The 20,479-nt window shown below is 61.7% G+C and carries 21 protein-coding genes and 2 pseudogenes; 11 read left to right on the top strand and 12 right to left on the bottom strand.

Annotated features, from left to right (window positions below):
• On the top strand, positions 1–331 hold a 331-nt coding region (locus tag Q0S16_RS14350), incomplete at its 5' end, for an integrase core domain-containing protein (protein ID WP_295849318.1).
• Positions 332–704: 373 nt separating this feature from the next.
• Here Q0S16_RS14350 and Q0S16_RS14345 read toward each other — a convergent pair.
• The gene (locus Q0S16_RS14345; protein ID WP_295849316.1) at positions 705–1,001 is read right to left on the bottom strand and encodes a hypothetical protein; all 297 of its coding nucleotides are present in this window, start codon (positions 999–1,001) and stop codon (positions 705–707) included.
• A gap of 514 nt (positions 1,002–1,515) precedes the next feature.
• Here Q0S16_RS14345 and Q0S16_RS14340 point away from each other — a divergent pair.
• Positions 1,516–1,866, top strand: a complete 351-nt coding sequence (locus Q0S16_RS14340) for a transposase (RefSeq protein WP_295849314.1) — start codon at positions 1,516–1,518, stop codon at positions 1,864–1,866.
• Positions 1,867–1,962: 96 nt separating this feature from the next.
• Here Q0S16_RS14340 and Q0S16_RS14335 read toward each other — a convergent pair whose 3' ends face one another.
• Entirely contained in the window at positions 1,963–3,369 is a 1,407-nt protein-coding gene (locus Q0S16_RS14335; RefSeq protein WP_295849312.1) for an IS30 family transposase, read from the bottom strand.
• 46 nt (positions 3,370–3,415) lie between these two features.
• Between Q0S16_RS14335 and Q0S16_RS14330 the strand changes: the two are divergent.
• The 4 genes and pseudogenes from Q0S16_RS14330 to dusA form a co-directional block, all read left to right on the top strand.
• Positions 3,416–3,709, top strand: a pseudogene (locus Q0S16_RS14330) (integrase core domain-containing protein); the annotation flags it as partial.
• Positions 3,710–3,751: 42 nt separating this feature from the next.
• Positions 3,752–4,463 (top strand): IS5 family transposase gene (locus Q0S16_RS14325; RefSeq protein ID WP_295849310.1). Its coding sequence is split into 2 segments (ribosomal slippage): positions 3,752–4,038 and positions 4,037–4,463, totalling 714 coding nucleotides; the frame shifts between segments, so codons are not numbered across the junction.
• A 13-nt stretch (positions 4,464–4,476) separates the two neighbouring features.
• A pseudogene (locus Q0S16_RS14320) lies at positions 4,477–5,343 on the top strand (efflux RND transporter permease subunit); the annotation flags it as partial.
• Between the two features lie 433 nt (positions 5,344–5,776).
• On the top strand, positions 5,777–6,796 hold the full coding sequence (gene dusA / locus Q0S16_RS14315) for a tRNA dihydrouridine(20/20a) synthase DusA (protein ID WP_295849308.1): 1,020 nt from the start codon (positions 5,777–5,779) through the stop codon (positions 6,794–6,796).
• On the opposite strand, the gene Q0S16_RS14310 is transcribed toward dusA, so the two are convergent.
• The 4 genes from Q0S16_RS14310 to Q0S16_RS14295 all read right to left on the bottom strand — a co-directional run bounded on the left by Q0S16_RS14310 (position 6,779) and on the right by Q0S16_RS14295 (position 10,217).
• The gene (locus tag Q0S16_RS14310; protein WP_295849306.1) at positions 6,779–7,291 is read right to left on the bottom strand and encodes a TIGR02281 family clan AA aspartic protease; all 513 of its coding nucleotides are present in this window, start codon (positions 7,289–7,291) and stop codon (positions 6,779–6,781) included. The genes dusA and Q0S16_RS14310 overlap by 18 nt on opposite strands.
• A gap of 10 nt (positions 7,292–7,301) precedes the next feature.
• Positions 7,302–7,520 carry a DUF1289 domain-containing protein gene (locus tag Q0S16_RS14305; RefSeq protein ID WP_295849304.1) on the bottom strand — a complete coding sequence of 73 codons (219 nt, stop codon included), beginning with the start codon at positions 7,518–7,520 and terminating at the stop codon, positions 7,302–7,304.
• Positions 7,521–7,564: 44 nt separating this feature from the next.
• A complete protein-coding gene (locus tag Q0S16_RS14300; RefSeq protein WP_295849302.1) occupies positions 7,565–9,166 on the bottom strand; it encodes an ATP-binding protein in 1,602 nt (533 codons plus the stop codon).
• A 181-nt stretch (positions 9,167–9,347) separates the two neighbouring features.
• Complete coding sequence (locus Q0S16_RS14295; protein WP_295849300.1) at positions 9,348–10,217, bottom strand: NAD(P)-dependent oxidoreductase; 870 nt, start codon at positions 10,215–10,217, stop codon at positions 9,348–9,350.
• Positions 10,218–10,521: 304 nt separating this feature from the next.
• Here Q0S16_RS14295 and apbC point away from each other — a divergent pair, with 304 nt between their 5' ends.
• Both apbC and Q0S16_RS14285 read left to right on the top strand, forming a co-directional pair.
• The gene (gene apbC, locus Q0S16_RS14290) at positions 10,522–11,664 is read left to right on the top strand and encodes an iron-sulfur cluster carrier protein ApbC (RefSeq protein WP_295849298.1); all 1,143 of its coding nucleotides are present in this window, start codon (positions 10,522–10,524) and stop codon (positions 11,662–11,664) included.
• A gap of 199 nt (positions 11,665–11,863) precedes the next feature.
• The gene (locus tag Q0S16_RS14285; protein ID WP_295849296.1) at positions 11,864–12,952 is read left to right on the top strand and encodes a TRAP transporter substrate-binding protein; all 1,089 of its coding nucleotides are present in this window, start codon (positions 11,864–11,866) and stop codon (positions 12,950–12,952) included.
• Between the two features lie 141 nt (positions 12,953–13,093).
• Here the strand turns inward: Q0S16_RS14285 and Q0S16_RS14280 are convergent, their stop codons facing one another.
• On the bottom strand, positions 13,094–14,542 hold the full coding sequence (locus Q0S16_RS14280; protein ID WP_295849294.1) for a pilus assembly protein TadG-related protein: 1,449 nt from the start codon (positions 14,540–14,542) through the stop codon (positions 13,094–13,096).
• A 389-nt stretch (positions 14,543–14,931) separates the two neighbouring features.
• Here Q0S16_RS14280 and Q0S16_RS14275 point away from each other — a divergent pair, with 389 nt between their 5' ends.
• Positions 14,932–15,609, top strand: coding sequence for a fumarylacetoacetate hydrolase family protein (locus Q0S16_RS14275; protein ID WP_295849292.1), 678 nt, complete (start codon positions 14,932–14,934; stop codon positions 15,607–15,609).
• 18 nt (positions 15,610–15,627) lie between these two features.
• Here the strand turns inward: Q0S16_RS14275 and Q0S16_RS14270 are convergent, their stop codons facing one another.
• The 4 genes from Q0S16_RS14270 to Q0S16_RS14255 form a co-directional block, all read right to left on the bottom strand.
• Complete coding sequence (locus tag Q0S16_RS14270; protein ID WP_295849290.1) at positions 15,628–16,419, bottom strand: aspartate/glutamate racemase family protein; 792 nt, start codon at positions 16,417–16,419, stop codon at positions 15,628–15,630.
• Between the two features lie 177 nt (positions 16,420–16,596).
• Positions 16,597–17,205: a ferric reductase-like transmembrane domain-containing protein gene (locus Q0S16_RS14265; RefSeq protein ID WP_295849327.1), complete on the bottom strand. Its 609-nt coding sequence runs from the start codon at positions 17,203–17,205 to the stop codon at positions 16,597–16,599.
• Between the two features lie 92 nt (positions 17,206–17,297).
• Positions 17,298–17,786, bottom strand: coding sequence for a Twin-arginine translocation pathway signal (locus tag Q0S16_RS14260; RefSeq protein WP_295849288.1), 489 nt, complete (start codon positions 17,784–17,786; stop codon positions 17,298–17,300).
• A 372-nt stretch (positions 17,787–18,158) separates the two neighbouring features.
• Complete coding sequence (locus Q0S16_RS14255) at positions 18,159–18,368, bottom strand: hypothetical protein (protein WP_295849325.1); 210 nt, start codon at positions 18,366–18,368, stop codon at positions 18,159–18,161.
• A gap of 175 nt (positions 18,369–18,543) precedes the next feature.
• Here Q0S16_RS14255 and Q0S16_RS14250 point away from each other — a divergent pair, with 175 nt between their 5' ends.
• A complete protein-coding gene (locus Q0S16_RS14250) occupies positions 18,544–18,900 on the top strand; it encodes a hypothetical protein (protein WP_295849286.1) in 357 nt (118 codons plus the stop codon).
• Between the two features lie 39 nt (positions 18,901–18,939).
• Here Q0S16_RS14250 and Q0S16_RS14245 read toward each other — a convergent pair whose 3' ends face one another.
• Positions 18,940–19,746: a hypothetical protein gene (locus Q0S16_RS14245; protein WP_295849323.1), complete on the bottom strand. Its 807-nt coding sequence runs from the start codon at positions 19,744–19,746 to the stop codon at positions 18,940–18,942.
• A 225-nt stretch (positions 19,747–19,971) separates the two neighbouring features.
• Between Q0S16_RS14245 and Q0S16_RS14240 the strand changes: the two genes are divergently transcribed.
• Positions 19,972–20,479, top strand: a 508-nt coding sequence (locus Q0S16_RS14240; RefSeq protein WP_295849321.1) for a biotin/lipoyl-binding protein, incomplete at its 3' end; no start/stop codon positions are given.

Below are 20,479 nucleotides of genomic sequence, written 5' to 3'. Positions count from 1 at the left end.
CGATCTTGCTGACTGGCTCGAAGACAAGGGCATGCAGCACGTGCGGGGAGCACCGTATCACCCCCAGACCCAGGGCAAGATCGAGCGCTGGCACCAGACTCTGAAGAGCCGCATTCTGCTGGAAAACTATTATTTACCCGGAGATCTCGAACGACAGATCGAAGCCTTCGTCGAGCATTACAATCACGCCCGCTATCATGAGAGCATCAACAACGTCACGCCAGCGGACGTCTACTACGGCAGAGCGGAGGCGGTCATCGCAGAACGCAGACGCATCAAACTCGCCACCATCGAAAACCGTCGCTTGCAGCACCGACTGCAAGCCGCTTAAACTTTAACCACTGATGAGCCAGAGCCTCTCTTCTCGAAACACCTGATCAGTCTCAAATTGCCTGACGACGAACACACATCTCTATTCGGCATAACTATTTGATCTCTGTCCTACGCCCCGAGGCTAAACTCTTCGGACTCAGATATCTCATGATCATTGGCACGGAGGCGCGGCGTATGAAATACTAGTTGCAGGCGGCAAAGAGCGCAGCAAAGCTCTCATAGGCGATTTCAGAGACAGTGAATTGACTGCTTTGTTGCGCCAGATTGATCAGTTGACAGAGAAAGCGGAAGAGATGTTGCGCTCGGAGCGAGACGAGGGCATCTTAAGGTCCAAGTAATCAATCCTAATAACTGAAACTGAATCCGAAGAACTATTTTGTAGGAGCATCCGGCTTTCGGAACTTTGGCGTTGCAGTATCGTCGTAGCCACTTCGGCTACTGTAGAACATTAGAGCCATCAAGCCGCAGCCAATGACTAAAGAAAAGGTAGTACCAAGCGTGAGCGCGATCCAGCCATGAATAGACATTTCAGCGCCCTCAGCGGAGGTCCAAGCCAGCATGCCCCATACGATTGCAAAAACTAGCATGGCAAAAAGTGTTGTGAGCAGTAAAGCTTGACCTAGTCCGAGTTTTTGTGATCCCTTGGTGTCGTTTTTAGTATCAACCATAGTCTTGCTCCTTCACCATTGTGTCTGAGACTTTCACCCAGCAAAATAGATTTGCGCTCGACATGCGTATACCTTGTGTCGATATTGTCGAGATGCGAGCTTGCATGCCTGGCACTATGACGGCCAGTTTCGAGTGAAAGCTGTCGCAACACTGCCCCACTAATTTGACCGATCTGTTTAGCTGCACCGCAATTAGATTACGGCAATTAGACCTTCTTGCTTCAAACGGCAGGAGGCGGGGGTGAAGACTGCGTAACTTTACGGGCGGGTTCGGCGCTTCGTTTTGATCGAGCAGATTAGCGATCGCGCTGCGACATAACGGCACGGTGCCTGTTGCGCCCGTCTACGGCCTAGGGTCTGTTGGGACTTAGGATTCCCATCCGGGGTTGGTTGTGATTCAAGCTGTGGATGGACCGGTTCGTTTTGACTGACGCCCTGGAGTGGGCCCCTCGGGGCAGACAGGTTGGCTTTCAGCAATTGACCGGGCGGCCGGGTTTTCAGAGGATGAAGGTCCATGGCAAAGCATCGAGCCCACAGCGTCGAGTTCAAGCGGCAAGTGTCACAGGAGTATCTGGGCGGCGAGACGCTGCACGGGCTCTCCAAGCGGCACGATGTCTCCCGTAACCTGATCCGGATTTGGGTCGACAAGTTTCAGGCAGGTGCACTCGATGAGGACGTCGCTTCCGCCGATCTGCTCGGGACATACGAAGCACGAATCGTCGCGCTCGAGCGTTTGGTTGGCAAGCAGGCTCTCGAACTAGAGTTTCTAAAGGGGGTTCTGCAGCCAAGACCACGTCCGAGAAGCGAGACCATATCCGTAACTGTAGGCACCGCGGCATCAGCCTTTCCGAAGGGTGCAAACTGATGGGAGTCGCTCGTTCCACTTTCTACGACGAACCGATCTGTGCCGCCGACGACACCGCCATCGTTGCAACAATGGCTGCAATCTGTGACGGCGGATTCAACCGGTCGTCGCAACGTGTTGTTTGTCGATCTGCGCGAGGCATTGGTCAAGCGCCTCAGCCGGTGTTTTCCAACCCAGCGTCTTTCGCGGTCTGCCATTGAGCGTGGCGGCGACCGCCGCAAGCGTATCGGCGCTATGCGTGCTGAGATCGGTGCCTTTGGGAAAGTACTGGCGCAGCAACCCGTTGGTGTTCTCATTGGTGCCACGTTGCCAAGGGCTTTGCGGATCGCAGAAGTAGACCTCGACACCAGCGTCAATCTTCAGACGCGCATGCTGCGCCATCTCCGCTCCTTGATCCCAGGTCAGTGAGCGGCGCAGTTCTGCCGGCAAGGTAGTGATGGTGCGTGTGATCGCGCCCCGAACCGCCTCGGCGCCGTGTCCGGCCAGCGCCGGCCCATTCTTGACGCCCGGCCCGGCACCGTGACCTTCCATGCGCGGTAGATGCAGTAGCATCGTAAAGCGCGTGGAGCGTTCGACCAGTGTGCCGATCGCCGAGCTCCCGAGCCCAAGGATGAGATCGCCTTCCCAGTGCCCGGGTACGGCCCGATCGTGGGCTTCTGCAGGACGCTCGCTGATCATGATCTCGGACGACACGAAGCCTTTGCCGCGCTGGCCGGCACGCGCCCGCGGCACGCGTAGAGCCCGTCCGCTGCGTAGGCAGGCGGTGAGGTCACGGCGCAAGGCGCCGCGGCCTTGCACGAATAGCGCCTGATATATGGCTTCGTGACTGATGCGCATGCTTTCATCATATGGAAAGTCGATGGGTAGACGCTTGGCAATCTGCTCCGGACTCCATGCCTTTGACCAGCGCCGGTTCTGACGCGGTCCATATCGCCGCCCCTTCCAGCATACCGTCGGACCGGAGATGGACGCGCCGCCATGTTTCGCAACGGCCCCGTTCAACCGCTCCTCAACCCAGCGGCTCAGCGCGCTGTTGGCCACAAGCTGGGCGATCTTAGGACGGCGGCCCACACGTTCGGCATGCCACTGGGCCGTCGTCGCACGATATTCGAAATTGCCACTACGGGTCGCGGCGTTGCGCCGGATCTCCCGGGATACCGTCGAGGCTGCTCGACTGAGCCGGCGTGCGATCTCGCACACGCCATGTCCTTGGACCAGTAACAACGCGATTTCCTCACGTTCCGCCAATGACAGATATCTACCTGACAAAGGCTTTGCCGAACGCCTGAACTCCGCTGGTGGCATACCGCCCGCCTCCCGAAACCAACGACTGCCAACCGGTTGTGACGCTCCAGCCTTCACCGCTGCTGCCTCGCTGCTCATGCCGGCAGCAACATACTCCCAGAACATCTCACGCTCATACCGATTGGCGACCGGTGGCCTCCCTGGCGACCGCAGTGATGACCGTGTGCACCGGTCCGAACGTCGCTTCTTGATATCCATCGTCCACCTCCATTTTGAAGTGTTGCGACGACCGGTTGAATCCGCCCAATACGCTGCCAAGATCTACCGCGACTACCTGGCCGAGCACTCCATCAAAGGATCCATGAGTCGGCGAGGAAATCCGTACGACAACGCCAAGGCCGAAAGCTTCATGAAGACGCTGAAGGTTGAGGGCGTTTATCCAATGGCGTTCGAGACCGTCGCCGACGTTGTCGAGAATCTTCCCAAATTCATTGACAACGTCTACAACGCTCGAAGGTTACACTCAGCTTTGGGCTACATCAGCCCCGCGCAATTTGAGAAGCAACACGCCCGGCAGACGGTCAATCCAGCGGCCTGAACCTGTCCACCCCGAGGGGCCCACTCCACCCAATGGGCAAAGATGGAGCCGCTTTGTCTCGGCAAGCCGAGCGACCCCGGCCGCAGCGGCAAGGACAACCGACTTTTTGTCGAGGCCGTGCTGTGGATCGCGCGAACGGGCCGCCCCTGGCGGGATCTGCCGCCCTCGTTCGGCCACTGGAACAGCGTGTTCACCTGCTTCCGCGACTGGGTGAAGGCGGATATCTGGAAGCGGCTGTTCGACGCGGTCTCCGGCGACCCCGACATGGAGTACACCATGGTCGACGCCACCATCGTCAAGGTCCACCGTCACGGTCAGGTCGCAAAGGGGGACGCAAAATCAAGCGATCGGCCGTTCGAAAGGCGGCATGACCACTAAAATCTTGGCCCTCACCGATGCACTCGGTAATCTCGTGCGCTTTGTGCTTCTACCGGGACAGCGCTTCGACACCGTGGGCGTGCCGACGCTCATCGACGCATTGGCCTTTGACGCGCTCATCGCCGACAAGGCGTTCGACAGCAACGCCATCATCGCCGATCTCGACGCGCGCGGCGCCAAAGCCGTCATCTCCCAGCATTCGCGAAGTGCAATGCCTCTCGCCATTGATGAGGAGATGTATAAATGGCGACATCTCATCGAGAACTTCTTCGGCAAACTGAAGGAATTCAAACGGATCGCCATGCGCGCAGACAAGACCGACCAGAGCTTCGCTTCTATGATCCATCTGGTCGCAGCCGTGATAAACTCTCGATGAATCCCAACAGACCCTAGTCGGGCTTCCGGGCGGAGGCACCGTTCCCCTCGGCGAGGTCGCCGTGATCAAGCTGACGCGTGGACCGACGTCGATTCGGACCGAAAACGGCCAGCTCGCGGTCTACATTTTCGTCGATATCCGTGACGGCGATCTCGGCGGCTACGTCGCCGACGCCAAGGCGGCCGTGGCCGCCAGCGTGCAGTTTCCGCCCGGAAACTACCTCGTCTGGAGCGGCCAGTTTGAATATCTCGAACGAGCGACCGCGCGGCTGAAGATCGTCGTGCCCGCCACGCTGCTGATCATCTTCCTCCTGTTGTATTTGAACTTCCGACGCCTGACCGAAACGCTGATCGTGATGCTGTCGCTGCCGTTCGCCCTTGTCGGCGGACTGTGGCTGATGTGGTGGCTCGGCTTCAATTTTTCGGTCGCGGTGGCTGTCGGCTTCATCGCTCTGGCCGGCGTCGCCGCTGAGACCGGCGTCATCATGCTGATCTATCTCGATCACGCGATGAAGGAGATCCAGGCCGCCCGGGCGGCGGAGGACAGGCCGTTCACGCGTTCCGACCTGAACGCGGCGATCATGCTGGGCGCGGTTGAGCGGGTCCGCCCGAAGATGATGACCGTCGTGGCCATCATGGCCGGTCTGATCCCGATCCTCTGGAGCACCGGCACCGGGTCGGAGGTCATGCAGCGCATCGCGGTGCCGATGATCGGCGGTATGATCTCGTCGACGATCCTGACGCTCATCGTGATTCCGGCCGTCTACGCGCTGATCAAGGGATTTGCGCTTTCCGGCGGACCGGGGGATGAGGTTCCGGAGGCGCTGCGAGACGGCGCCAGCCGCGTGGACGAGTTGCATCGCCCGCGGGCCGCGAAATGATGCTCGAGCCCTCCGGTGCCGGAAAAAGTTCTTGGTCGGCCAAGCAAGGTATTGAAGTCATCTTCAGCTGAAACGAGGCCAATTCCAACCGGATCGCGCCGAATATAACGGCCGCGCACCCTGGTCGAGAATCTGGCTAGTCGATAAGCGCGGGGAGCAACTTGCCTTCGGTGACAAAATGCGACCTAAGCCGCCTGCGATGCGTGCGTGATCTATTGGCAGAGCCCAGTCCTCGGCGTCCTTCCGGCGGACGAAAGTCTCGTTGACGTGTTTTACGTTACGCCGGACCTAGGCACGCCACCAACCTGACTTTAATCTGCTAGGGGTAGCCACGCGTGTGCGCTGAGGCGTCGAAAAGCCGAAAAAAACGTCGTGTCATGGCGTAAGATAGAGTGCACACGACGCGATCTAATGATTTGAATGTATTCGAAAAATGAAGATAAATCAATCACATAGATTTTCCGTGGCGCCGATGATGGACTGGACTGACCGTCACTGCCGCGTGTTTCACCGGCTGATGACGCGGCGGGCGCTGCTGTACACGGAAATGCTGACGACGGGGGCCATCATCCATGGCGATCGGCAGCGGCTGCTGGGCTATGATGCCAGCGAACATCCGGTGGCGTTGCAGCTCGGCGGCTCGGATCCCCAGGCTCTCGCCGAAGCCGCCAAAATCGGCGCCGATTTTGGCTATGACGAAATCAATATCAATGTCGGCTGTCCTTCCGACCGTGTGAAGGATGGTCGTTTCGGCGCCTGCCTGATGGCCGAGCCGGAACTGGTCGCCGAAGGCGTCGCCGCGATGAAGCGCGCGGTCTCCGTACCGGTCACCGTGAAATGCCGGATCGGTATCGACGACCAGGACCCGGAACTGGCGCTGGACGCGCTGGCGCGCGCCGTGGTCGAAGCCGGCGCCGACGCGCTGATCGTGCACGCCCGCAAGGCCTGGCTGAACGGCCTGTCGCCGAAAGAGAACCGCAACATTCCGCCGCTGGATTATGACCGCGTCTACCGGCTGAAGGCGGCGATGCCGGACGTCCCGGTGATCATCAATGGCGGCATCCCTGGTGTTGCGGAAGCGGTCGCACATCTGGCGCATGTCGATGGCGCGATGCTGGGCCGCGCGGCCTATCAGGAGCCGTGGCGGCTGCTCGCTGTCGATCCCGAGATTTTTGGCGAGCCGGCGCCCTATGCCAATATGAAGGACGTGTTCGAGGCGATGATGCCGTATATGTCCGATCAGCTGGCGCTGGGTGTCCGGCTGCATTCGATGACGCGGCATTTCGTCGGCGCATTCCACGGCGTGCGCGGGGCCCGTGCGTTCCGGCGCTATCTCGCCGAGAATGGCACCCGGCACGGCGCCGGCATCGAGGTGCTGCGCGAGGCGATCGCGCTGGTCGAGACCGAGGTCGAGGAATCGGTGGCAGCGGAGGCGTCAGGGATAGCCGCGTAGCATCAGCCGGTCGGCGCGCACTTCCCAGCTTTCCAGCCGGTCGAGAAAGCTCATGCCGAGCAAATTCGTTTTCATCTGCCCGCGCGGCACTACCAGCGCCGGCACCGAGCGCTCCACCAGTTTGCCAACCGCCAGACGGTCCAGCGTCAGCCGCGCCGCCTTGGTGTGGCCGGCGGCGGTTTCGACCTCGACGTCATAGACCAGCAATTCCAGCGGCAGCCCGGCGGCCTTGGCGGTTTCATAGGTCAGCACCACCGAGGTCGCGCCGGTATCGATCACCATCGGCGCATTGACGCCGTTGATCCTGGCCTGCAGGCCGAATTCGCCGCTCTGGCCGCGTTCGACGGCGACGGCGCGCGGCACGGCAGCGGGCGTCCTGCGCAACAATTCGGTGACGATGGTGCCGGCCTTGGCGATCTGCGTCGGGTCGCCATAGGCAAAAGCGGCGCCCGCCGTGGCGGCCACCAGCACGACCAGCAACAGCAGCCGGCTCATGGCGCACCTGTCAGGAAGTCGCGGCCTTTTTCGTCGGCGCGTAAATGGAGGAGGGTTGCAGGCCGGCCGCGGCCATCCGCGCGTCCAGCGAAGCCATTATCTCGAGCCGCTCCGCGCCCGGCATGCCATGCCAGCGCGCGATCTCCGGCAGCGTTCGCCCGCAGCCGAGGCAGAGCTTGGTGGAGGGGGCGATGATGCAGACTGCGATGCACGGCGATTCTTTGCTCATGGGTAGACAATGATGCGGTTCGGGCCGCCTTCGCAAGCGGTCCGTTACAGTCCAGTTCCCGCGCTCATGATGGGCTTGTTGCGCGGGCGCCGGCGTTCGTCGGCGGTGCTGCTTTCGTAGCTGGGCGACAGCGGCGGGGCTTCCTCGGCCATCGGTGCCAGCGCCGACATCACCCGTTCCGGCGGGAAGGTGATGATGACCTCGGTGCCGATCCGCAGCTTCGATTTCAGCGTGAAGGTGCCGCCATGCATGTCGATCAGGCTCTTGGCGATCGGCAGGCCGAGCCCGGCGCCCTGTTCTGCCGATTTGATCGAGTTCGAGCCTTGGCCGAACGAAGCCAGCACGATCGGGATCTCGTCCTCGGCGATACCGGAACCGGTGTCCTTGCAGCTCAGATACTGCCCGCCGGAGGCGGTCCATCCGACCTTGAGCCAGATCTCGCCGCCCTGCGGCGTGAACTTGATCGAATTCGACAGCAGATTGAGCACGATCTGGCGGCAGGCGCGCTCGTCGCCCCAGATTCGCGGCATGCCGTGTTCGAACACTTCGTGAATGGTGATGCCGCGGCTGGAGGCGCGCAGCTTCAGCAGATGATGGCAATCCGCCACCACATGGACCAGCGACACCGCTTCCTCGTTGAGCTCATAGCGACCAGCTTCGATCCGCGACAGGTCGAGAATCTCGTTGATCAGATTGAGCAGATGCACGCCGGAATTGTGGATGTCGGCGGAGTAGTCCTTGTAGACCGGCACCGCGTGGGCGCCAAAGATCTCGCTCTTCATCACTTCGGAAAATCCGAGGATGGCGTTCAGCGGCGTGCGCAGTTCGTGGCTCATCTGGGCGAGGAAGCGCGATTTGGCGACATTGGCGGCTTCGGCGCGATGGCGGGCCTCATCGGAGATCGCCTTGGCCTGTTCGAGTTCGCCGATCAGCGCGTCCTTTTCGGCGCGTGCTTCGAGCGTCGCCAGCGTGGTCGAGTGCAGCCGGTGCGCCAGCAGCGCAAAATAGCCTTCGGCGGCCACGGCGAGCAACGCCAGCACGTAATTGTCGAAGGTGCCGCGCAGGATGAAGTTCAGCGCCACCCCCATGGTCACCGGAGCGGTCGCCGCGAAGGCCGCGATCGGCAGGCTGGCCGCCAGCATGCTGGAGACCGCGACCACCAGCAGCATCAGGAACATCATCAGCGAATTCGAGACGATGTCGCTGCCGGTCGGATGCACCAGGATCACGGTCCAGCACAGGCCGTACAGCAGATCGAGCACGATGAAGCGAATCCGCCATTTGCGGGTTCGGTTCGGGGTCGGGGGCTCGTTCAGATAGCGGTTGCAGGTGCGCAGTACGACCGCGTGAATGCACAGCATCGCGCAGGACCAGATCGCCGCCGGCAGCGGTTGCATCCAGAAGCCGAACAGCAGGCCGGTGCCGATCACCAGCAGCGTGACCACCAGCGAGGCGGACAGGCGGGTCTGGGCGTATTGGCGGAGCAATTCGCGGTCGAAGGCCGGGCGGGTGCCCGAGGTTGAGGTTAACCGGTCGCGCGCCTCACGGACCCGCTGCGCTGCGACTCGGCGATTGCGCGCCGGGGCAACGACCGGAGGTTCAGCCGGCAAATGCACGACTTCTGGCCTATCGGCGGGCTTACTCATCACACTTACACAAATCCTGTACGCGCCGGCGCGCGCTTTTTACGCATCCTATCTGTGCCGCTAAATCCTTAAGAGGTGCCTTAAAAAATCAGATATTCCGGTTAATCCACTATTAAATCGAAGCACCGGAGCGGCGGCGTGACACGGGCCGCTCCGGTATTATTTTGCTCTTTCAGCTGGTTCAGCGCTGCAGGCGCGCCAGCAGGGCCGAGGTGTCCCAGCGCTTGCCGCCCATCGTCTCGACTTCCGAATAGAACGCGTCGACCACGGCGGTCACCGGCAGGCTCGCGCCGTTGCGGCGGGCCTCGGCGAGGCAGATCGACAGGTCCTTGCGCATCCATTCGACCGCGAAACCGAAATCGAACTTGCCGTCGTTCATCGTCTTGTGTCGGTTTTCCATCTGCCAGGACTGCGCGGCTCCCTTGGAGATCACCTCGATCACGGCATTGACGTCGAGCCCCGCCTTCTTGGCGAAGTGGATGCCCTCCGACAGCGCTTCGACCAGCCCGGCGATGCAGATCTGGTTGACCATCTTGGTGAGCTGGCCTGAGCCGGCCGGCCCCAGCAGCTTCTGCATCTTGGCGTAGGATTCGATGACCGGCGCGACCCGGGCATAGGCAGAATCGGTGCCGCCGCACATCACGGTGAGGGCGCCATTCTCGGCGCCGGCCTGGCCGCCCGACACCGGGGCGTCAATGAAATGAAAACCCAGTCTGGTGGCTTCGGCATCGAGCTCGCGGGCGACTTCGGCGGAGGCCGTGGTGTGATCGACGAAAACCGCGCCCTTGGCGATGCCGGCGAAGGCGCCGTTCTGGCCTGTCGTCACGGAGCGCAAATCGTCGTCATTGCCGACGCAGGCCATCACGAATTCCTGGCCCTCGGCAGCCGCCTGCGGCGTTGGCGCCGTCTTGCCGCCGAACTTGTCCGCCCATGCCTTGGCCTTGGCCGGGTTGCGGTTGAACACCGTCACCTCATGCTTGCCCTTGGCGGCGAGGTGGCCGGCCATCGGAAAACCCATGACGCCGAGACCGATGAAAGCAATTTTGGCCATATCCATACCCTTTGGAGTTGTCGGCTTGCGTGCCGAACGTGCTGTATTGGAGAGGTGAGGCGCCCGTGCCGGGCGGCTGCGGGAGAATTCGGCGCAGCATAAAGGCTGATACGGTCGAGGCAAGGTCGGGCACCTCGATCGGCGCCCCCGGCGCTAGAAATGGCATTTCGAGCTTCGGGTTTTCCTCAAATGCGGTATCGGGCTTGGCACTGACCAAAGCATCCTCGATGCAAAATTGCCCCTGTACTCGGCTTCGAATAGCTCTATGTCTCCGGTCTCAATCCAGCCGGCCGGGAGATATCCAGTGAGCGTTTCAAAGCAGCAAGTTCTTGACGGTCTGGCCAAGGTCAATTCGCCGCGCGGCGTCCCGTTGCTGCATGCCAACGTGTTATCCGAAATCTCGGTATCCGACGGTAAGGTGTTGTTTTCGATCAATGTTGAGGCCAGTGAGGCCCGCGCTTGGGAAGGTGTCCGGGCGCAGGCCGAAGCCGCGGTACGGGCGATTCCGGGCGTCACCGGGGCGATGGTGGCGCTGACCGCGGAGCGCAAGGCGGGCGTCGCACCGGCGCCGGCAACCGCGGGCCACGCCGGCCACAGCCATGGCGTGCAGCCGGTCTCGGCGCATCGTCCGCCGGCCAATCCGGCGGGGTCGCCGATGTCGCGGCAGGCCGAAATCCCCGGCGTCACCGCGGTGATCGCGGTAGCCTCCGGCAAGGGCGGCGTTGGCAAATCCACCACGTCGCTGAATCTGGCGCTGGCCCTGCGCGATCTCGGGCTGCGCGTCGGACTGCTCGATGCCGACATCTACGGCCCGTCGGTGCCGCGCCTGACCGGCATCCGCGACAAGCCGACGCTCGACGACAACAAGAAGATGATTCCGATCGCCAAGTTCGGGCTGTCGATCATGTCGATCGGGTTCCTGGTCGAGGAGGAGACCGCGATGATCTGGCGCGGGCCGATGGTGATGTCGGCGATTACCCAGATGCTGCGCGACGTCGCCTGGGGCACGCTCGACGTCCTCGTCGTCGACATGCCACCCGGCACCGGCGACGCCCAGTTGACGCTGGCGCAGAATGTCCCGCTGAAGGGGGCGGTGATCGTGTCGACGCCGCAGGACCTGGCCCTGATCGATGCCCGCCGCGGGCTGGCGATGTTCAGCAAGGTCAACGTGCCGGTGCTCGGCATCATCGAGAACATGAGCTATTTCCAGTGCCCGGAATGCGGCACGCGGTCGGATATTTTTGGCCATGGCGGCGCTCGCCACGAGGCCGAACGGCTCGGCGTGCCTTTTCTCGGCGAGGTGCCGCTGCACATGTCGATCCGGGCGATGTCCGACGCTGGAACGCCGGTGGTGGCGAGCGAGCCGGATGGTCCGCATGCGGCGATCTATCGGGCGATCGCGGCCCTGGTCCGTGACCAGCTACCAGGCATCGTCGCCGCCGCCTGAGGGATGGTGGCTCCAACCACAATCGCCGTATAGAACTTTCGTTTAATTGGCCGCGCCAAGCGGTTCGCCGTGTTTTCCGCGGCCGAATTTCCGTGTAAGAAAGTCATGCACCAGAGCGTCTTCGGTTGAATCGGTTACGCGTCATCCGTTGAACATGCTCCAGGAATCCAGGGAAACGCCCGCAACAAGGAGAGCTCGAATGAAGCGTCGTGAATTTTTGAAGGTCTCAACGGCAGGCGCCGCGGTGGCCGCTGTTGCCTCTCCGGCGATCGCCCAGTCGACGCCTGAAATCAAGTGGCGGCTCGCTTCGAGCTTTCCGAAGTCGCTCGATACCATCTATGGCGGCGCCGAGCATATGGCGAAGCAGGTCGCCGAGATGACCGACAACAAGTTTCAGATTCAGGTGTTCGCGGCCGGCGAACTGGTGCCCGGGCTGCAGGCGCTGGACGCGGTTTCCAACGGCACCGTCGAGATGTGTCACACCGTCTCTTATTACTATGTCGGCAAGGATCCGACCTTCGCGATCTACGCCTCGGTGCCGTTCGGCCTCAACGCCCGCCAGCAGAATTCCTGGTGGTATCAGGGCGGCGGCATGGAGCTTGGCAATGAGTTCTTCAAGAAGTTCGGTGTGATTGGTCATCCCTGCGGCAACACCGGCACCCAGATGGGCGGCTGGTTCCGTAAGGAAATCAAGACCGTCGCGGATCTGTCTGGTCTGAAGATGCGTATCGGCGGCATTGCCGGCCAGGTACTGCAGAAGGTCGGCGTGGTGCCGCAGCAGCTTGCCGGCGGCGACATCTATCCGTCGCTGGAAAAAGGCACCATCGATGCGGCCGAATGGGTCGGTCCCTATGACGACCAGAAGCTCGGCTTCCAGAAAGTCGCCAAATATTATTATTATCCTGGCTTCTGGGAAGGCGGCCCGATGGTCCATGCCTTCACCAATCTGGACAAGTTCAATTCGTTGCCGAAGAACTACCAAACAATTCTGGCCAACGCCTGCACCAATGCCAATACCTGGATGGCGGCCCGCTATGACATGCAGAACCCGGGTGCGTTGAAGCAGTTGGTGGCTGGCGGCACCCAACTGCGTCCGTTCACCAACGAGGTGCTCGACGCCTGCCTGAAGGCGACCAATGAGCTGTGGGGTGAGATCTCCGCGAAGAACGCCGACTTCAAGAAATCGATCGATGCGATGCAGGCCTACCGTTCGGATGAATATCTGTGGTGGCAGGTCGCCGAATACACCTTTGACAGTTTCATGATCCGCTCCCGCACCCGCGGCTGATCGAGCAAGCCACCATCGTGAAACGCCCGGCCTTCGCGAGAGGGCCGGGTTTTTGTTGAGCGGTAGTGGTTGAAGATGCCGGCTTTTGCGAGTGAGGTTTAGTTTGCGTGGATGAAATCCGATCCACCGGATTAGAGTGTATCAGTTGGTGATGTGCGCGGTCACGAGGGCCTGGTTAAACATGGCGTTCAAAGCCGTCGTGATATCGGCAGGCGTGTTGGCCGTGAAGAAGAAATTTGGCGAGGCACAGGCCTGCAGCGTCGCCGGGATATTAGGAATGATCGCATTCACCGCGTAATCCTCGTTGTTAGCGAAGCTCGTCGGATTCTGGATTGTCTGGTACGGGATGTAGAGTATCGCGACGACGATGCCGCGGTTTTTCAACGATGCACACAGTGTCGAGTTCATCACCGTCGCATTGTTGTTGCCGCTCCAGCCGCCGCCCCACTGCGTCTGGTTGTTCTGCGCTCCATCGGTTACCAGGAAGACGTAGGGCAGGGTGTTATTCCACGCGGTCCCGGTGCCGACGCTGGAGATCAGCGTGTTCATGGCGGGCAGCACGTTTTCGAAATGGGTGCCGCCCGAGCCAAGGTTGGAATTGACGCCGGTATCCAGCAAGGAGGCCAGATTTGCCGCAGCGTAATTGATCGTGCCGGCATTGCTCGGCGATCCGTTGATGCTGCTGGTCAGCGCGAAATACGTATAAAGATTCTGGATGAAGGGATACAACCCGACGCGATACTGATTGGCGATCTTGGCGCTGGCATTGGCCGTGACCAGCAATTGCGAAACGGCATAGCCGACGGCGTCGGCGCGCAGCTGGATGCAGGCACCGGTGCCAGGCGAGGCGCAGTTCGAAACCGCCGTATTGCCTGAATTCCCGGCAGTGCGCGACAGCGAATAGCCCATACAATAATTATTGGTATTGTATTTCTGTGTCGAGTTGCTGCAAGCCCCGGCATTGGTGAAATGGCAGGCGAAGGTGCAGCCATTTGGATACTGCGAATAATTGTCTGGATTGATGGCGGCGAGCCGGGTCTGCTCGCTGTTGGTGGAGGGCAGGCCCATCGATCCCGATACGTCGAGCATCAAATAGAAGTCGAGATAGCCGGGCAGCGTTGCCTCTGATACCGAAGTGCTGTTCACCGTCAGCGTAGGGTATCCAACCAATTTCATGAAGGTTGTCGTTACGCTGGCACTGAACTGCACGGTTGATGTGAGCTGCAATCCGACTTTTGTCACGGTGGTGGTCGTGAGCAAATTATTATAGCCGGTTAATCCGCTGATATTACCGTTGAAGATCGCCAGAGCATCGGTTCGCGCCACTGCAACGACGCCGTCGGCTGACATCCCGGTTGCCGCGATATAGCCCGGGGATTTGCTCGCCACCGCGCCGACACTCGCTGCGTCCGCCGCTGCCTGCAGCTTGCCGCGCATCCGCATGGCCTGCGCATAATCGACCGCGCAGCCGATCGATATGATGAGCGGAACGCAGGCGATCGCAAATATAACAGCGATCGAGCCACTCTTGTTGTTGTTAAACGGGAGCGCAACAACCGCCACTCGCTGCAACACGCGCGACCAAGTCATCTTCAGATTGTCCGTCGATTAAAGCTGCTTCTTAATCGTAGTTCCTATTTTAGCGGCGCAATCGTTAAGACAAAGGTTGAATGCGCCAGTATCGGTCGACGGTATCATTGTCGACGGCTGATCCAATAAGGTGCGCTCAGCCTGCGATGTTGATAGTGGTATAATTGAACGTGGCTTCGCGGTACAAAGCAGGTCATGCTTGCATTCGCGCTCTGGAATTTTCGATCGATGTCGGACCAGCGTGGGTATAATACTGCGCGCGTTCACGAAAGCCTGTCGTCATGGCAGGCCTACGAATCCGCTAGATGTTTTCCGAAGGAACCCCGATGACCGAATCAGAAATAGAAGACGCAGCCGGACGGCTGGTTCAGGCGCGACGCACCGGCGTGTTGATCGACGCGCTGCCCATCGTGCCCGCATCGGTTGCCAAAGCGCATGCGGTGCAGGATCGCGTGGCGGCATTGCTGGGCGAGGCCATCGGCGGCTTCAAGGCCGGTGCGCCGCCGGACGGTGAGCCGACCCGCGGTCTGATTTATGAGCGCACCATTCGGTCCAGTCCGGCGCGGATGTCGCCGGCCGAGGTGCCGCATCTCGGGGTGGAGGGCGAGATCGCGTTCCGCTTTACGCGCGACCTGCCGGCAACCGGCGCACCTTACACGCGCGAGGAGGTCGCCTTGGCGGTGACCGTGCTGCCGGCCATCGAGATCGTGTCGGGCCGGTATAGCAACCCCCGCGGTCGCCCCAATCTGGAGCAATTGGCGGATTGCACCATTAATGGTGGGCTGGTGTTCGGGCCGGAGACGGCGGACTGGTCGCATCTCGATCTGCCCAACCTTCGGATCACGATGCTGGTGAATGGCGCGACCGTGCATCACAAGCAGGGCGGCCATCCGACCGGTGACCCGCTAGGGGCCGCTGTGGCGCTGGCCAATATGTTGTCAGATGGCGTGAAAGCAGGTCATATCGTCACCACCGGAAGCTGGACCGGGATGGATTTCCTCAAGCCCGGCGACCGCTGCGTGGTCCGCTTCGAGGCGCTCGGCGAGGCCGAGGTCGTTTTCGAGTAGCGTCGGCCGGCTGCGATGTCAGCTCTTCTTGGTCGTCTCTGAGACCAGTCCGGATGCTTCGCTCGCCGGGCGGTGTTCGATCCAATCGGCCAGGGCTGGCAACAGGCCCTGGGCCGGTTTGGCCCCCGGCCGCGCGAAGCGGCCGGCGCGGGCTGGCCGGGGACGCAGTCGTGCCAGCGTCTGCGCATGGCACACCGCCGCCGAGAGCGGATCGATGACCGGCACCGAAATCCGATCGGCAACGCGCTCTGCCAGTCCGGTCAGCGGCGCGCCGGCGAGAATGATGACGTCGGCGCCGTCTTCCTTCACGGCCCGCTCGGCGAGCGCGACAAGTTCACCCTCGAGTTCGTCTTGGACGGTCGCCACCGACTGGAAGCTGACATCTGGCACGCGGATGCCGCTGCATCGCGCCTCGAGGCCGGCCAATGCCACCGCGTCTTCATACCAGGACACCAGCGTCCTCGAAAAGGTCAGGATCGAAAATCGCTTGCCCAGCATGCAGGCGGTGAGAATGGAGGATTCCGCCATCGCTGTGATTGGCACTTCGAACAATTCGCGGGCGCCGATCAGTCCGGGGTCGCCGAACGCCGCGATGATGATCGCGTCGACGCCGTGATGATGTTCCGCGATCATTTCCAGCGTGATCGTGCCGGAGATCACCGCCTCGGCGCGGCTGGCAATATAGGGCATCCCCCGCGTCGCCGTGATCGCGACCAGCTCGACGTCGGGCGCCAGCACCCGCGCCGCCGTCCGTATCATGCGATCGGTCATGTCGGCGGAGGTGTTGGGATTGATCAGGAGAAGTTTCATGACGCAGCTTTCAGGTCGGGATCCGCCGGAGTGATTTGAACGCCGCCGAAAGGCGGGGAATGATCATGAAGACGATCTTGAACAAGCCGAGCAAGAACGCCGGTAGGAACCGACCCACGACCCAACGGCAATCCCGCCTGAAGGATCACCAGAGTAAAATGACGACTCTTCGAATCGTCATTTTACTCTGGTTTCTGGTTGAGCATGATCCTTTCCGAAGCCGCGATCCACGTTTCGGGGCATGCTCTCACGCGGCGGCGTCCCTGGTCTTCTCCACCTTCGCAGGTCCGCGATGACGGCTATGGCCGCTGCGAGGACCAGCGCGCAAAGTGCTGCCTTCGATATCGTCTCCATGCTCCCCTCGATCAGCATGGCGTGGGCCACACTTCCGACGACAATGACGATGGCGAGCAGCAGATGGGCGATGCGCCAGGTTCGCAGCCGCAGCCCCAGTCGCCGCCGGAGTGCAGCCAGAAGCGCCACGGCAAAGATGGCCCACATGGCGACCACGCCCCAGGGTGAGAACGGCGTGGGCGACGAGAACAGCAGGGCGTCGATCATGTCCGGCGGGCTGGTGATCCAGAGGCCTGCGACGTGGATCATCACCGCGACCACCAATATGCCTCCGACCCAGCGATGGGTACGCCGCCCCGTATGGGCAGATAGTCCCGGCAGATCACCGCGAATGAGCAGGGGCTGAAACAGCAAGGCACCCAGCGCGACAATTCCGGCAAACCCGGCCAGGATGTAGACCGGACCGCGCCATGTGAGCAGGGGGCTCGCCATGGCCGCGGCGATCGGAATGCATATGGCGGCTGCCAGGACCGCCCAGGTCAAGACTACGCGAGCCGGATTCCATCGCTTCGCTTGCAATTCGGTCAGGCCGGCTGCAGCACGAAGTGCGCCTCCAGGCTGGTCTCCTTTGCGCTGCGCAGCACAGGGCGCAGGAAGACGGTTTTGAAGTCGCCGCTGTCATACGCCAGATGACCGTGCGGCTGGCCGAAGATGGGAATGATCTGCGGCATATCGAGACGGAACACGCCGTTCTTGTCGGTCAGCGTGGCTCCGTGGCTGTGCGGCTCATGCTCCTGCCCTTCGGTTGTGTGCGCCCAGATCTGGATGCGCTGCCCGGCGAGCGGAGCGCCGTCGCCGGCGCGGCGGACGGTGCCACTCATCCAGAAACCGCCCTTGCCGATCCGTTCCACGGTCGGCGCGCCCTTGATGTAGTTGTTGGATCCGCCCGACATCGACGGCGTCGGCGCGAGGCCTTCCGCGCGTGCGGGCAGCAGCAGGCCGGAAACCCCTGTTGCCAGCACGGCCCCGCCGGCGGCGAGAAGTTTGCGGCGGTTCAGGACGGCGATCGTCATGGAATGGCTCCTCGCGGGTTTGCCCTGAGACCTTACAGTACCGAGCGCGAAACGCCCAGTTCACGGAGGCGAGGAGCGCAACAGGCGCAATAACAGTGTTGTGAATGGGCATGCACACGCATGTTGATCTGCGGGATGTCGATCCTGATGCTGAGCAGGTCAACTCTCTCCGACGACGACCGGCGTCGCGATCAGATCCGAAACCGCCCCGCTGCATGACGGGCCTTCAGCCCCGGCGTGCGATACGTCATCGGCCAATTGGTTGCTGCGGGTGAACTGAGTTGGACCGGCATGGCCGCCCCATCGGGTCGACGCCGCGACCCGGCCATGAGCGCCGGGCCGCAGCTGTCTCAAGGGCCGGTCGCGACGGCGTCAGACGCAGCGGCGCACCCGCACGCCATTGACCCAGACGGTGCGGCAGACGGCAGCCGGTCGGCGCACGACAACCGCGCCGCGATAACCGGCACAACCGGCACGATAGACGCCGCGGGCACAGACGACCGCATTGGCATCGGTTGACTCGACGATCATCGTCGCAGCAAAGGCCATGACGGCCGCTGCAATCAGCAGAAATGCTCGCATGTTAATATCCCTTTTGGTTATGGTTGATAGTTCGACGTCGGGACAAAGGTTCTCTGGAAGCATGTCGGGCCTGCGTCGTTCGGCCGTGAACAAAAGATAGTTGCGTCGCCGGCATACCGCGCCGGATGGGGCGGCCAATCCATCCACCCGAAGCCGACCGCGGCAAGGAGCGATCATGTCGGAGAGCAGAAGCAAGTGGCTTGCATTCTATGGAGAACATCTTGAATCCGCCTCCAAGGGAATCTTCGAACACGTCGAGAAGATGATCGTCGGTACCTTGATCGTTTCGGCGGGCGCTCATGTATCGAGCGACGAGCCGCTGATCGTGCTGTTCGGCTATCTCCGTCACGGTCTCGTCGGACGCGGCGTCGAACTGTTCGGGGGCGTCCTGCTGCTGTTGAACTTCCTCGATGGTCTGTACAAGCTGGCCAAGCTGGATTGGCATATCCTCTATCAGGTCGTTATGTCGCTCTGTTACGTCATCCTGTCGGTGCGGCTGATCCAGTTGATCCTTGCATTTCGCGGCGAGTAGCCGGCAAGCGCGCGATGCCTTCGACGCTGCTCGCAGAAGTCAACGCGCGGCGAACGGGGCCAGCACCTCCGTGCAGGCCGGTGACAGCGAGGCGGCATTGCCGGCGAGGCATTGCACGATGCGGCCGCCGCCGGGCGCGACGCCGGCGCAGAGCGATCGTACGTCGCCGCCGCAGGCCGACCGCAACACGAACAGTTCTTCGCGCGGTCGCATCGGCCGCAGCACGATGACGGCCGGAGCGGCCGGCGCAGCGGTTACGGACGGTGCCGCCGCGCCTTTCGCTGCGGGCGCCGCGGCGGTCGTCGCCGGCGCGCCGCTGGCTGCGTTGACGGCCGCTTCGCAGCCGGCCGACAGCTTCGCCTTGTTCTTTTCCAGGCATTGCAGCGCCGGCGCCCCGCCGGTCGGCACACCCTTGCAGACTTTTGGATAGTCGCCGCTGCAGGCGCTGCGGATTGCCGCGACCTGCGCGCTGCTCGGTTGCTTCATCGGCGTGCCGGCGTTCGCTTTTGGCGACGTACTCGCGGCCGCGGGCTTGCTCTCGGCAGCCGGCGGTGCGGATTCGGTCTTCGGCACGGCCGGCGCTGCGTCAGCCTTGGGAGCGGGCGCTGCCTCTGCCTTCGGCGCCGCGGGCGGTTCGACCGCGCGCACGGCGCCCGCACAACCGGCGGACAGGCTCGCCATGTTCTTCTGCAGGCATTGCAGCGATGCTTCGCCGCCAGGCGGTACGCTTGCGCAATGCGCCATATAGTCGGAACGGCATTGCGACTTGATGGCGTCGCGTTGCGCCTGGCTCGGCGCCTGCGCCGCTGCCGGCATACATATTGCGATGATGATGGCGACCGACATCGGCCACTGCTTCGTCACTGACCTCAAAATGTCGTTCATTTGAAGACGTCCCTGGTTGGTGTGTCGGACAGCAGCTTCAAAATAAAGTACCATGAATATAGTATAGCGTCTTTTACGCGTCATCATTTTCTGGTTTTTTATTCCACTACAAACAGATTGTCGATATGGATCGATTCCGACCTTGATTTGAGAGTGTCCGCAGCGAATTGGTGCCGGGGCAGGGATATGCGGCGACCGCCTTTATCTGTCTGTTGTGGAAGTGAACAATCGCGATTGCCATGCGGCCAAGCGTTTGCACGCATAGCTATCGTCGCAGCGCTGGCCTTGGCGTTAAGTGCCTGCGAGCAAAATAGTTTTGTGCCGCCTCCGGTGCCGAAGGTGGATGTCGCCGCGCCGGTGCAGCGCAATATCTCACGCTATCTAGAAGCCACCGGCAATACCGCGCCGATCAAGAGCGTCGATCTCGTCGCGCGGGTGCAGGGCGTGCTGCAGACGATCAGCTATCAGGACGGCACCTTCGTCAAGCAGGGTGCGTCGCTGTTCACAATCGAGCCCGAGACCTACAAGCTGAAGCTCGATCAGGCGCAGGCGGCGGAGGCCGGTGCGCAGGCGTCGCTGAAACAGGCCGAGGCGGATTTCAAGCGCCAGTCCGATCTGGTTTCGCGCCAGGTCGTGTCGCAGGCCACGCTCGACCAGTCGACGTCGGCGCGCGAAAATGCCCAGGCCAATGTGC

The sequence above is a fragment of the Tardiphaga sp. genome (assembly GCF_025356345.1).
GTDB lineage: Bacteria > Pseudomonadota > Alphaproteobacteria > Rhizobiales > Xanthobacteraceae > Tardiphaga.
Note: the sequence above shows the minus strand (reverse complement) of the source record. Positions and strands in the feature narration are given on the sequence as shown.

Excerpts from the sequence above, each read along its gene's own strand:
- Q0S16_RS14345 (WP_295849316.1), bottom strand. The coding sequence starts at position 1,001 with ATGGTTGATACTAAAAACGACACCAAGGGATCACAAAAACTCGGACTA.
- Q0S16_RS14340 (WP_295849314.1), top strand. The coding sequence starts at position 1,516 with ATGGCAAAGCATCGAGCCCACAGCGTCGAGTTCAAGCGGCAAGTGTCA.
- Q0S16_RS14335 (WP_295849312.1), bottom strand. The coding sequence starts at position 3,369 with ATGGATATCAAGAAGCGACGTTCGGACCGGTGCACACGGTCATCACTG.
- dusA (WP_295849308.1), top strand. The coding sequence starts at position 5,777 with ATGAAGATAAATCAATCACATAGATTTTCCGTGGCGCCGATGATGGAC.
- Q0S16_RS14310 (WP_295849306.1), bottom strand. The coding sequence starts at position 7,291 with ATGAGCCGGCTGCTGTTGCTGGTCGTGCTGGTGGCCGCCACGGCGGGC.
- Q0S16_RS14305 (WP_295849304.1), bottom strand. The coding sequence starts at position 7,520 with ATGAGCAAAGAATCGCCGTGCATCGCAGTCTGCATCATCGCCCCCTCC.
- Q0S16_RS14300 (WP_295849302.1), bottom strand. The coding sequence starts at position 9,166 with ATGAGTAAGCCCGCCGATAGGCCAGAAGTCGTGCATTTGCCGGCTGAA.
- Q0S16_RS14295 (WP_295849300.1), bottom strand. The coding sequence starts at position 10,217 with ATGGCCAAAATTGCTTTCATCGGTCTCGGCGTCATGGGTTTTCCGATG.
- Q0S16_RS14285 (WP_295849296.1), top strand. The coding sequence starts at position 11,864 with ATGAAGCGTCGTGAATTTTTGAAGGTCTCAACGGCAGGCGCCGCGGTG.
- Q0S16_RS14280 (WP_295849294.1), bottom strand. The coding sequence starts at position 14,542 with ATGACTTGGTCGCGCGTGTTGCAGCGAGTGGCGGTTGTTGCGCTCCCG.
- Q0S16_RS14270 (WP_295849290.1), bottom strand. The coding sequence starts at position 16,419 with ATGAAACTTCTCCTGATCAATCCCAACACCTCCGCCGACATGACCGAT.
- Q0S16_RS14265 (WP_295849327.1), bottom strand. The coding sequence starts at position 17,205 with ATGGCGAGCCCCCTGCTCACATGGCGCGGTCCGGTCTACATCCTGGCC.
- Q0S16_RS14260 (WP_295849288.1), bottom strand. The coding sequence starts at position 17,786 with ATGACGATCGCCGTCCTGAACCGCCGCAAACTTCTCGCCGCCGGCGGG.
- Q0S16_RS14255 (WP_295849325.1), bottom strand. The coding sequence starts at position 18,368 with ATGCGAGCATTTCTGCTGATTGCAGCGGCCGTCATGGCCTTTGCTGCG.
- Q0S16_RS14250 (WP_295849286.1), top strand. The coding sequence starts at position 18,544 with ATGTCGGAGAGCAGAAGCAAGTGGCTTGCATTCTATGGAGAACATCTT.
- Q0S16_RS14245 (WP_295849323.1), bottom strand. The coding sequence starts at position 19,746 with ATGTCGGTCGCCATCATCATCGCAATATGTATGCCGGCAGCGGCGCAG.